Here is a 13,153-nt window from a genome sequence, read left to right as displayed (position 1 = left end):
TTGTCTAGCCTTAGATTCAATTTTAGAAATTTTAAAAAATGGAGAAAGTGTATGTAACTTTAATTTAAAAAAGGATGCTACAATTTTATGGTGATTTAAGCGATAATATAAATGTTTATTAACTTATAATGATTGCACTGTAATTAATAGTCAAAATAATTATTAATAAGATGTTTAAATTGAATGTTCTATAAAGCAGTCCCTTATTGGGATTAATTTTGCTCCAAAAACAAAGTATTCGCAAGGATTACACATTTGTTTTAGTATTAAAAACATATGTTAGAATTAAAACTAAGGTAAGCGTTTAGATTTATAAATTATTATTCAACCTATAATTTGAAGGAATTCAAGATGAAGAAACTATTTTTAACGGTCTGCCTTATGATAATTATTTGTTGTGGCTTGACCAAACTACAAGCACAGGAAATCAACTTTAATGATTCATGGAAATTTTTTAATGCGGAAGTTAATTTATTTATTTTATGATTAGTGACGTTTTATTAAAAGAAAGGCCTTATATAAATAAAACAGATGAGATTTAAAAAAACATAAACAACAAGTATTTTTAGGCAAATAATAAAAAAAACAGTACAATGAACTATAAAAGACAGTCAATTTTACAAAAACAACAATTAATATTACTTTTATTTTTTATTGTTTTTCTTTCTAATTTGTCAATGATTGCTCAAGATGTAGAGCGATCTAAGCCAGAACATTGGAAAGGTTTGGTTTTTGGTGGCCGGTTTATGGATCTATTTTTACCTATGCCAGCAAATGGAAAATTAACTTCAACTACTTGGGGTACAAAAGCTGTAAAACCTAGATATATTGATAACGGTATTGAAGATGCTACTTGGTCGTATTGGGGTGGTAATATTATAAAAGATACTGATGGAAAATACCATCAGTTTTTATGCCGCTGGAGAGAAGATTCTGCTAAAGGACATATGGAGTGGCCAAATTCAGAAGTTGTACATGCAATTTCAGAAAATTCCCTTGGTCCATTCAAAGTCTCAGATGTGATTGGAAAAGGACATAATCCTGAAATTCATGAACTAAAAGATGGTCGGTACTTTATATCTGTAAATGGTGGATATTATTTGGCTCCATCCATAAATGGTCCATGGCAATACAATATATTAACTTATGATCAACGGGAACGTCCTGTTTTTGATCATATTACCAATCTTACTTATGCTCAACGAGAAGATGGTTCTTATTTGATGGTTGGTAGAGGTGGAGAGACTTGGTTTAGCCAAACGGGTTTACCACCTTATCAACAAGTTAGCGAAAAGAGTGTTTATCCACCCTATCCAGGAAATTATGAGGACCCAGTAGTTTGGAGAACCAATATCCAATATCATATGGTAGTAAACGACTGGTTAGGACGTATTGCTTATTATTTGCGATCCAAAGACGGAATTAACTGGAAAGAGGATACCGGTGAAGCTTATATGCCAGGAATTGCCAAATATGAAAATGGAAAAGTAGAAGGTTGGTACAAATTTGAACGAATGAAAGTATTACAAGACAAATACGGTCGTGCCTATCAAGTTAACTTTGCTGTTGCCGATACGATTAAGAAAGAAGATAAAGGCAACGATAATCATAGTTCGAAAAATATTGGAATTCCAGTCACTGTTGGTCGATTACTGACAATTTTGAATAAAGATAAGATAGGACCTGCTACACAAAACATAGAAGTTTTAGTGCAAGCTGAGGATAATTTTAATCCTCACAAAGACATTGACTTGAAGTCGTTGATTTTTGGAGGATCAGATGAAGTGAATTATGGAAGAGGTAGTAAGGTTGAAAAAACCGAAAAATCAGGTAAAGATTTAATGATCACCTTTAGTACTAAAGGAAATGGACTTACTGATGCTGATTTTGCCGCAAAATTATTAGGGAAAACAAAAAAAGGGAAATTGCTTTTTGGATATGCTCGACTACCTTGGTTGGATTACAATATGCAAGCACTTTCTGCAAAATATCCTGTTTTGAATGTAATAAGTAAAAATGCCTTAAAAATAGAAATGGAAGTACAAAATTTTGGGCAAGTTTTATCAATTACTTCAAAAATTAAAATAGAATTTTATCAAAATGGAAAATGGAACGAATTGGCAAAAGATGTCGTTCCAGCGTTAGCTCCATTTGCAAAAACTAGGCTTGTATTTAATGCGAAGAAATTCTGTGAGCGCGAAGAAACAGCTAGAGTAAGAGTTACTATTGTACAAGAAGGACAAAATTCTTCTGTACTGGAAGGGAATATAGTTATCCGATAAGTTCAAATATATTTTTCAGTAGAAAATAATTACTATTTTTTTTAGGAATAGTTTAAAGGCTAATCTTCATTTAGATCACTGTATTTATTTGAAGATTAGTTTTTTTTATTGTAGTTGGCTGAATGGAATAAGTAGGTCGAAAATTTAAATGGCGTAATGTCATATATATGTCTATTCAAGTTAATAGACTAGAATCAATTTATTAGATGTTTTTATGTATTTTCAAACTACGGCATTATATTGTAGTAGGTACTTATACGTAGTTTAATTATATTACAAACATTAAATAGTACTGCTTGTTTTTATTGAAAACAGCTTGGTTTTGGCCACTTTGCCCATTTATGTTAGTATAAAAAACATATGTTCGAATAATCAATTAGTCAATCTATTAGATTTGTGAATTATTATACAACCCATAATTGAAGGAATTCAAGATGAAAAAACTATTTTTAGCGGTCTGCTTTATGACAGTTGTTTGTTGTGGCCTGACCAAAGCACAAGCACAAGAAATCAATTTTAATGATTCATGGAAATTTTTTAATGCAGAGGCCGATGGTGCCGAGCAAGGAAATTTTAATGATTCCAAATGGCGTAATTTAAGTTTGCCACACGATTGGGCAATCGAAGGTCCATTCGATTTTAAACACAATGCGCGTACTGGTGGATTACCTGTTACAGGAACAGGATGGTACCGTAAAAACTTCAAAATGCCACAAGACGCGAAAGGAAAAGTAGTGCGAATTGAATTTGAAGGCGCTATGTACGATGCGCACGTTTGGGTAAACGGTCAGTTGGTTGGAAATAGACCTTTCGGTTATATCGGTTTTGAATTTGATATTTCGAAATACCTAAAATATGATGGGTCAGATAATACAATTGCTGTTCGTTTACGTCCGCAAGATTTAGCTTCACGTTGGTATCCAGGAGCAGGATTGTACCGTTCGGTTTGGATGAAAATTGATGAAACGGTACATGTTGGTCATTGGGGAAGTTATATTACCACGCCAACGGTAACTGCAGAAAAAGCGGTAGTTCAAAATGAAACGACTGTGGTAAATAAAGAAAATAAAAAAGTTTCGGTAGTTGTAAAACACGAATATTTTTCACCAGCTGGAAAATCAGTTTCAACAGTTGATGAAACGATTGAAATTGCACCTAATTCTTCAAAAGTTTCCGCTTTGTATAGTTTTATTCTAAAGCCGGAACGATGGGATACAGAAACTCCAAATTTGTATAAAACGGTTACAACCATTACTCAAAATGGAAAAGTAGTAGATACCTACGAAACTAAAATTGGATTAAGATCAATCGCTTTTACAAAAGATGGGTTTTTCTTAAATAATAAAAAAGTACGTTTTAATGGAGTGTGTTTGCACCATGACAATGGTTCATTAGGTGGAGCTGTGTACAAAAGAGCCGATCAACGTAAGTTACAAATGATGAAAGATATGGGAACTAACGCTATCCGTACAAGTCATAATCCACCTTCAACAGAGTTTTTAGAGGTGTGTGATGAGTTAGGATTATTGGTTCTTGACGAATCATTTGATATGTGGAAAATGCCAAAAGTAGAAAACGGATATAGTATGTTTTTTGATGAATGGGCAGAGCGTGATTTGAAAGATATGATTAGAAGAGATAGAAATCATCCCTCAATTGTTATGTGGAGCACCGGAAATGAAATATTAGAACAAGGTGATAAAAAGAACGGTTGGAAAGTCGCTAAAATGTTAAATGATTACTGCAAAGAGGTTGATCCTTCACGTCCAACAACGATGGGTATGAATAATTATTCAAATCCATATGACAATAACTTTGCACAACAAGTAGACATTGCTGGTGTAAATTACAAGCCAAGTAAATATTCTGAAATTCGTTCCAATTATCCTGAATTACCGTTTTATGGTTCTGAAACTTCAAGCTGTACAAGTAGTAGAGGTATTTACCATTTGCCTATTGAAAAATATGAAAAACATGCCTCAAAACATGTAACTAGTTACGATATAATTGGACCTTCATGGGCTTATCCACCAGATATTGAATTTCATTTTCAAGAAGAAAACCCATTCGTAATGGGAGAATTTATTTGGACAGGTTTTGACTATTTAGGCGAACCAACACCTTATGGAGGAAGAGATAATTCAACCAACGGACATTGGAATGGTGATTGGCCATCACACAGTTCTTATTTTGGAGCAGTAGATTTAGCTGGTTTCCCAAAAGACAGATTCTTTTTGTACCAAAGTCATTGGTCAACAAAACCGATGATTCACTTATTGCCACATTGGAATTGGAAAGGAATGGAAGGAAAAGAAATTCCGGTGTATTGCTATACCAATGTTGATGAAGCCGAACTTTTTGTAAACGGTAAATCAATGGGTCGAAAAGTAAAAGGAAAAGATTTGACCGAGATTAAAGTGAATTTTATTCGATACGAACCAAAAACTTTTCAATCCAAATACCGTTTGTCATGGAATGTACCTTACGAGCCAGGAACAATTAAAGTAGTTGGTTATAAAAACGGGAAAGCAGTAAACGAAGAAGTGATTAGAACAGCAGGAAAACCAGCTAAAATCAGTTTGTCTGTTGATCGTTCAAAAATAACTGCTGATGGTCAAGATTTGGCTTATGTAACGGTTAAAATTCAAGACAAAGACGGAAATCTAGTGCCTGATGCCGATAATTTAGTAAACTTCTCCGTTAACGGAGTTGGAACATTAGTTGGTGTAGATAACGGTAATCAAATTAGTTTAGAATCTTTTATTGAACCAAAACGTAAAGCATTTAGCGGTATGTGTTTAGCTATTTTGAAATCTTCAAAATCAAGTGGTAAAATTACATTGAAGGCGACTTCAAAATCATTAAAAAGTGCGGAAGTAACTATTGAAACTAAGTAATTCTCTAATGAAAATAAGTACCAAAATACAAGTTGCAATCTTTGGCTGTCTTTTAATTGGACAGTCATTGATGGCACAAGAGAAGCGACCAAATATCATTGTCATCGTAGCCGATGATTTAGGCTACGCTACAACAGGAGCTTTTGGAAGTGATGGAACACACGTAAAAACGCCGAACATTGATAAAATTGCCAGCGGTGGAGCTAAGTTTACCAATGCCTACGTGACCGCATCTGTATGCGGACCTTCGCGTTCGGGCTTGCTTACGGGCAGGTACCAAGAGCGTTTTGGAGTCTATGCCAATACCGATACGCAGAAAGGATCTGCCGTTCCAGCCTCTGAAAAAGTGATGGGTTATTATTTCAAAAAGGCAGGATATACAACAGCTGCGATTGGAAAATGGCACGTAGGTGTCAAATTACCTGGACAGCATCCGTTGGATCGTGGTTTTGATAAATATTATGGTTTTAATAGTGCGCAAACGGACTATTTCAACTCTCCTATTTTATTCGATGGAAATGAAAAAGTAAAAAAACACGATTATTTGACTTTTCAATTTACTAATGAAGCGATTAGTTTTATAGATTCAGCTAAGAAAAAACCATTCTTCATGTACTTGGCCTACAATGCAGTACACGGACCAAATCAAGCTCCAGATGATTATATGGCTAAATTCAAGCATTTGTCAAAATCAGATCAAGTAAAAGCAGCTATGGTTGCCGCTTTGGATGATAGCGTTGGAAAACTTTTGGACGAATTGAAAAATAAAGGTTTGGAAGAAAACACCTTGATCTTCTTTATGAGTGATAACGGAGGTTTGCCAACTTGGTGGAAAGGTAGTAATGCGCCTTGGCGAGGTTTCAAAAGAGAACAATGGGAAGGTGGTTGCCACGTACAGTTTATGATGCGCTGGCCAGCAAAAATAAAAGCAGGTCAAGTACGACAAGAGTTGACTTCGTCTTTGGATGTATTGACTACAAGTATGGCTGCAGCCGGAATCGATAATTCAAAATCGTATAAGTTAGACGGTGCCAATTTATTACCCGTTTTCAATCAACCTAAAAAACAAGTGGTACACGAATCACTGTTTTGGGCCGGTTCACACGTACCCCGTGAGGAAGGTGCGAAGATGGATGAAGATTTCGAAAAAGACAATGCACCGCCTTCATGGGCTGTTTGTAGTGGCAAATGGAAACTAGTGCAAATGATGGCCGAAGGAGAACCAATGTTATACAATTTGGAAGAAGATCCAGCAGAAACTAAAGACGTTATCAGTCAAAATACCGCTATTGCCAAAAAAATGTCCAAAGATTTTGCTTTTTGGTACAAAGATATGGCAACACCTATTACTTGGGATAAGGCCTATTATGAGCAACTGAAAACAGTTAAATAGTTTTAGAATTACGACGAAATGCCTTTCGGCAAAAGTTATACAGTTCTAGTAAAAATGAAATAAAACGGATACGTGAAAAAATCAAATCTTATATTCAAAACCATAATTGGATGCCTTATTTTTATAGGGCATTCTGCTTTTGCACAAGAGAAAAAGCCGAATATCATAGTCATCGTGGCAGACGATTTAGGATATGCAACAACTGGAATTTACGGACAAGACGCCAATAGAATCAAAACACCCAATATCGATAGAATCGGGAAGGAGGGAGCACAGTTTACCAACGCTTATGTGACTGCATCGGTTTGTGGGCCTTCGCGCTCGGGATTGCTTACGGGGCGTTACCAACAGCGTTTTGGTTCGTATGCTAATTTTGATAGCCAAAGAGGGCCAGGTGTTCCCGCATCAGAAAAAGTTATGGGAACTTATTTTAAAGAAGCGGGCTATACTACTGCTGCTATCGGAAAATGGCATATTGGTGACAAGCTTCCGGGACAGCATCCTATTGATCGTGGGTTTGATAAATATTACGGTTTTAATAGTGCACAAACCGATTATTTCAATTCTCCCATTTTGTTTGATGGAAAGACAAAAGTATTGAAACACGATTACTTAACGTTTCAATTTACCAATGAAGCCATTGATTTTATAGGAGCGGCAAAAGATAAACCGTTTTTTATGTATCTCGCATATAATGCCGTTCATGGTCCAAATCAAGCACCAAAAGAGTATATCGATAAATTCGAATCTGCTGGAAAAGGAGATAAAGCTATGTTAGGAATGCTATCAGCATTGGACGATAGCGTTGGTAAATTATTAGATTATTTAAAAGAAAAAAACTTAGAAGACAATACTTTAATTTACTTTTTGAGTGATAATGGCGGTTTGTCGTATTGGTACAAAGGCAGCAATGCCCCATGGAACGGTTTTAAAAGAGAACAATGGGAAGGTGGGTACCATGTGCAATACATGATGCGTTGGCCTAAAATGATTAAGGCAGGACAAGTTCGCAACGAAATGATTTCGTCTTTAGATATTTTACCGACAAGTTTAGCGGCTGCAGGGATTAAACCTTCAAAAAAAGACCAACTTGACGGTGCCAATTTGTTGCCTGTTTTTAATAAAAAAGAGACTCAAGTGGTACATCCATATTTGTTCTGGGCAGGTTCGCACGTGCCAGGAGCCGATGCGAGACCAGCAACTGATTTTCCATACAAAAAAGACGATGCACCACCCTCATGGGCGGTTCGTAGTGGCAAATGGAAATTGGTTCAAATGATGGATGTTGGGCCACCAATGTTGTATGATTTGGATACTGACCCTACAGAATCCAAAGACGTAATCAAGCAACATCCCGAAATCGAAAAGAGTTTTAAAACTGAGTTTGCTAAATGGTTCAAAGACATGAAAACCCCAATTGCATGGGATCCAAAATACTATGAATTATTAAAAACGGTTAAATAATAAAAATTGCCTTTTGTTTGTATTCTATGAGCAGAAGGCTTTTTTTCTAAATAAGAAATAGAATGAAATTACGATTAAGAAATACAATTGCCTTCCTTACCATTCTCCTTTGGGCGAATGGAATAATGGCCAAAAATATAGAAATTTATAATAATATTTCTGTACAAGATAATAGCAATTCAAAAGCGGTGAGCTATGCTACAAAGGCTTTGCAAAGTGATTTTAATCTGAAATTTGGCACTACAAAATCATATAAAAAGCTCATCAATATTGAGTTGAATATCAATAAGGATATGGTGGGTTTTGATAAGTATCAGATTGAAATTTTAGAGAATAAAATCATATTCAATGGTTCAGATGAACTTGGATTGATACACGCCATCTATACTTTTTCCGAAGATTATTTAGGAATAGATCCTTATGTTTATTTTACAGATTTAGTTCCAGAGATCGCTAACTCAATTCAAATTAAAACGGGAAAAATTAGTTCAAAACCGTACACTTTTAAACATCGTGTGTTTTTTGTAAATGATGAGGATTTAATTGTCGGTTTTCAAATGGAAAAATTGCAATATGGTTTCAATCTTGAATTCATGGAGAAGTTTTACGAAACCATGTTACGACTTAAAATGACAGGGGTAATTCCATCTACTTTGATATTGTCAGATGAACCGCATCTTAAACTAGCTTCAGACATGGGATTGTATATTGCGCAACATCATGCAGAACCTGTTGGAAGTATTCCACTTTTTTGGCCCAAAGGCATTCCTTATTCATGGTCTACCCAAAAGGAGCATTTTGTTAAATTTTGGAGGGATGCTATCGAGCGACAAAAAGGTAAAAACGTAATTTGGACTTTAAATTTCAGAGGTTTACTCGACCGTGCTTTTTGGGATGATGACCCTAGTATGTCCAATAAAAGCTCTATAAATGATAAAGCTAAAATTGTAAACGAAGTGATTCAAACGCAGTACGACCTCATTCGTGAAATTACAGGAAATCAAGAACCATTGGTTTGTGGATATTTATGGGGCGAACTTGGGGGCATGTTTCGTCAAGGGTTGATTAAATATCCAAAAAACACCATGATACTTTTTGCAGACCAAGGCTATGGTACCTTTCCAGACGGGACGTGGGAAGCAGCTGATGCATGTACGCTAATGAAAGGGGTGTACCAACACGTATCCTATCATAACCGCAGAACACATTTACGTATCAACACCATTCATCCTAATGTGTTACATCGCGAAATGGCGAAAGCCGTCAGCCATAATTTAACCGATATGATTGTGCTAAATGTTGGAAATTTTAAAGAAAAAATATTTGGTGTGCAGCAAATGGTCAATTATATGAATGATTTTGATTCGTATAAAAATCAGGCAACAGGCGATTATTACTTTGATTGGTATGCAAAGAAAATGTACAATACAAATTCCGCTTCAATCAGTCAAACCTACAAAGACTTTTTTTCGAATCAGTTTGATTTGGGAGATCCAGAACGTAAACCAGGTGATGAGTGGTATTTTTATTATGTTGAACGATTATTAAACATGGCATATCAAAAAGAAATGGACGATAAATTTTTTGATAAAGAGTTTCCTGGCGATGGCAAAAAGGAGTATCTAAAGTTGAAAGATTTTAAATCGAAAATGAATTTTGCTATGGAGGCTTATGCTAAACTCTACGATTCAGCTACAGATAAATGGGCTGTTTCGGTTCAACGTACGTTGGATGCTAAAGGGGAATTAACAGGAAGTAAATTAAATTTTTATACTATTGACATGGCGCTTCCAACAGAAAAAATGTACAATTTAACAGCAATGGCTGCTGATTTTTCAAAGTCATTAAACTACTATGCAAACAAAGATTATCACCAAAGTCAATTAGCTGCTTATGCCGCTTTGGAGCATGCCAAAAAAGCCGTAGAAATAGAAAAGAGGATAGAACAAAATGGTTCGGGTAAATTTAAAGATTGGTACCGTTGGGATGAAACAGCCTTAACCTACCGCATTGTGGAAGTTTTAGAAAATTATATTTCACATGTAAAAGACCTTAAATTTTTTAACCTTGAATATATGAATCGCAATTCAAAAACTCCTGGTATACAGTATAAATACCAGCCATTTTTCGAAAGTGAATACCAGAAGGAGCTAATTTTTATGCAAGATGCAGAGTAAAGGTATTAGTGTACTATCTATTTAAAATAAGGCATGTTGTAGTCTAAAGCTTTGTTGTAAAAATGGTCCGTCAAATCAATGCCTTTTGGTGAAGGCTATTAAAAAAAAGATTGTTTGGGTAAAGAAGGCCAATTGACTTTTTATAATTATAAAATTAATCTATTATCTATCAATGAAAAAAACATTTTTATTAATTGCAGTCTTATTTCAAATAATAGGATTTGCTCAAAACAGTACCTATTTCAAAACCTTACAAACCGAAAAAGTCAAAAGTGATCCTAAACTAAAATGGACTGTTATTGGGCCAGGAACATCGGGTTACAGTGAAGATTTAAACATTCATCCCTACGATAGTAACGTCATGTTTTTGAGTTATGACATGGGTAATGGTTATGGAACTTGGAACAAAGGAGATTCTTGGACAACTTTGAACGATTTTGATGGATTAGGAAGTGAAATAAAACCTTTTAGAACTGATTTCTCTCCTAAGAACCCTGACTATGGAATTATGATTGGAAATGTAGGGACTATTTTCACCACCCATAATAGAGGTAGAAGTTGGGAAGAAATAGAAAATTTCCCTACTAAGAAAAAATTCGGCGCTTTAGCTTTAGACCCAAAAGATGAAAAAACTTGGTATATAGGAACAGGCCAGCATTGGAAAATTAAAGGGGTACATAGAAGTTTGAAAGAACCAAATGGAACTAAATATAGAAATACCGAATACGGTTATATATACAAAACCACTGATGCTGGAAAAACTTGGACAAAAATCATGGACAATATCTCTAAAGATTTAGATGTATTAAGAATTATTATTGATCCTAGGGATTCCAATAAATTGTATGTTCTAACCAATTTTGGTTTTTACACTTCAAAAGATAAAGGTCTTTCTTGGCAAGAAAAGAAGACAGGTTTACCGTATAATGATGGGAGAGATTTACAAAGTTATTATAATAAAACGAAGAATGATTTCAGGTTGTTTTTACTGATGCAAACACATTATGAAGGTGCTGGAAAAAGTATAAAAACCGAGGGTGGAGTTTACAAATCCCTAGACAACGGAGAAAAATGGACGTCCATGACTGGGAATTTAGCTTTTGATATGAGTAAAATCACTGATTATTCTTCAAAGAGCTTTTATTATAAGACGATTGCTTATTGGTTTGGAAATTCTGCCAAAGAAGTACAAGCGCAATATCCGGAGCTTCCTACTGCCACTATGCCTGTTTACAATCGTTTGGCGGTAAATCCGTTAAATCCAGATATCGTTTATGTTTCAAATAACTTAAAACACGACATTAGTTTTGGACCTGCGGAATTAATGAAAACAGAAGATGGAGGAAAATCATGGATTGTTTCTGCTCGAGCAGGAGATTATTGGAAGAAAAACGTCGATAAAGCCTATTGGGATACTCGCAATAATCCGTCAGGAGGTAACATGAGTTTTTCACATTTAGAAGCTGCAGCAAACACCTACGGAAGTTCAAAGGCGTATAGAGATTTACAAATAAATGGAAAAGGGGAGGTGTTCACCGTTTATGATCAGCAATTATTTATAAGTGTTGATAACGGAACAACTTGGCAACAAAGAGATGATATCGAAACTAGTCCGGGAAGTAATCATTGGGTTGGACGCGGAAATAGTAATTTACCTGGATTTGGTTTGAATGTAAAAACAGGAATGAAAGGACAATACCTATTCGCCTCTGAAGAACACGGAATTTGGAGAACAACAACTGATGGTGATAAAGCTTATAAAGGGGCTGTAGCTTTAGAGCAAATCGAAGGACAAACACAAGAGTTGACCGAGAAAGACCATCGAGCGACTAGTGCTCCAGAAATATCAATTGACCCAAATGACGCCAATACCTATTACATTTTACCGAATAGGCAAAACCACGCAGGAGCTTTAAGAAAGTCAACAGATGCAGGTAAAACTTGGTTTACCGTTTCTGAGAAACCGATGGTAAAATTCAATCCAAATGGAGTACTGTTTTTATTCAGTCACATTATCGATAAAAAAGATTCAAACCGAATGTTGTTTACCGTACCGTCGCACATACAAAGAGGTTGGCACACCAGCCACTGGATGCCTAATGGTTATTTAAGAATGACCGATTTTACCGATTTTGGTATTCATTTAAGTACCGATGGCGGTAAAACTTGGAAAATAAATAATACAGGTTTACCAGATCGTCCAAATGTTAATCAAATGACCTATGACAATAATTATAAAAACATATTCGCAGCCTTGGGTAGAAGTTTCGAAAAGTCGGTTGGTGGTTTGTATAGAAGTCCCAACGATGGCGAATCTTGGGAAAAGGTGAAAATACCAAATGAAATAAAAAGCATCAATTTTGTCGAAGTTGATAAAAACGGAATCATTTACATCGCTTGTGGTGAAGGTCAAGCCGCAATTAACGAAGGTGGAGTGTATAGAAGCGCTAATGAAGGGAAAACCTGGGAGAAAATTTTTGATATGCCACATATCAAAATGGTCAAAGTTTCACCATTAAATTCAAAAACGATCGCAGTTGTGGTAGCGCCATCCAAAGTTATAAAAGAAATAAATAGTGGTATTTATATTTCTAACGACAACGGACAAAATTGGACAAAATACAATTATGGTTTAGGCCAAGTTGATAAAATGACAGGTTTTGAATTTGACCCCTACGATGAAAATACTTTTTGGAGTTCCTGCCACGGTAGTGGTTTTGCCAAAGGAATACTAACTAAATAATTTGAAGCCGATAGTTTATCATAAACTATCGGCTTTTTTGATTTTATGAAAAGCAGAATTTTTATAAATAGAATCCTTTGGGCGTGCCCCTCCGTAATCCCGAAGCTTCGGGACATTACTCTCCTCAACAACTTCCGCTATCGCTGCACGTGTTTGTGGGCTTTTCTTCCGACCCTTCGGAACTTCCCCTCAAGCAA

Annotated in this window: 6 protein-coding genes; all 6 read left to right on the top strand. The window is 35.5% G+C overall.

Annotated features, from left to right (window positions below; translation table 11 throughout):
* Positions 1-593 precede the first annotated feature (593 nt).
* The 6 genes from ABZP37_RS15795 (at position 594) to ABZP37_RS15770 (ending at position 12,956) form a co-directional block, all read left to right on the top strand.
* Positions 594-2,282 carry a glycoside hydrolase family protein gene (locus tag ABZP37_RS15795; protein WP_366184059.1) on the top strand — a complete coding sequence of 563 codons (1,689 nt, stop codon included), beginning with the start codon at positions 594-596 and terminating at the stop codon, positions 2,280-2,282.
* Positions 2,283-2,716: 434 nt separating this feature from the next.
* On the top strand, positions 2,717-5,179 hold the full coding sequence (locus tag ABZP37_RS15790; protein ID WP_366184058.1) for a glycoside hydrolase family 2 TIM barrel-domain containing protein: 2,463 nt from the start codon (positions 2,717-2,719) through the stop codon (positions 5,177-5,179).
* A 7-nt stretch (positions 5,180-5,186) separates the two neighbouring features.
* Complete coding sequence (locus tag ABZP37_RS15785; protein WP_366184057.1) at positions 5,187-6,572, top strand: sulfatase-like hydrolase/transferase; 1,386 nt, start codon at positions 5,187-5,189, stop codon at positions 6,570-6,572.
* 72 nt (positions 6,573-6,644) lie between these two features.
* A complete protein-coding gene (locus ABZP37_RS15780) occupies positions 6,645-8,036 on the top strand; it encodes a sulfatase-like hydrolase/transferase (protein WP_366184056.1) in 1,392 nt (463 codons plus the stop codon).
* 62 nt (positions 8,037-8,098) lie between these two features.
* Positions 8,099-10,213, top strand: a complete 2,115-nt coding sequence (locus tag ABZP37_RS15775; RefSeq protein WP_366184055.1) for a glycosyl hydrolase 115 family protein — start codon at positions 8,099-8,101, stop codon at positions 10,211-10,213.
* A 172-nt stretch (positions 10,214-10,385) separates the two neighbouring features.
* The gene (locus ABZP37_RS15770) at positions 10,386-12,956 is read left to right on the top strand and encodes a hypothetical protein (RefSeq protein ID WP_366184054.1); all 2,571 of its coding nucleotides are present in this window, start codon (positions 10,386-10,388) and stop codon (positions 12,954-12,956) included.
* Positions 12,957-13,153 lie beyond the last annotated feature (197 nt).

The organism is Flavobacterium ovatum, from assembly GCF_040703125.1.
GTDB classification, from domain to species: domain Bacteria; phylum Bacteroidota; class Bacteroidia; order Flavobacteriales; family Flavobacteriaceae; genus Flavobacterium; species Flavobacterium ovatum.
This window is presented reverse-complemented; position numbering and strand designations above follow the sequence as displayed.

Excerpts from the sequence above, each read along its gene's own strand:
- ABZP37_RS15775 (WP_366184055.1), top strand. The coding sequence starts at position 8,099 with ATGAAATTACGATTAAGAAATACAATTGCCTTCCTTACCATTCTCCTT.
- ABZP37_RS15770 (WP_366184054.1), top strand. The coding sequence starts at position 10,386 with ATGAAAAAAACATTTTTATTAATTGCAGTCTTATTTCAAATAATAGGA.
- ABZP37_RS15795 (WP_366184059.1), top strand. The coding sequence starts at position 594 with ATGAACTATAAAAGACAGTCAATTTTACAAAAACAACAATTAATATTA.
- ABZP37_RS15785 (WP_366184057.1), top strand. The coding sequence starts at position 5,187 with ATGAAAATAAGTACCAAAATACAAGTTGCAATCTTTGGCTGTCTTTTA.
- ABZP37_RS15790 (WP_366184058.1), top strand. The coding sequence starts at position 2,717 with ATGAAAAAACTATTTTTAGCGGTCTGCTTTATGACAGTTGTTTGTTGT.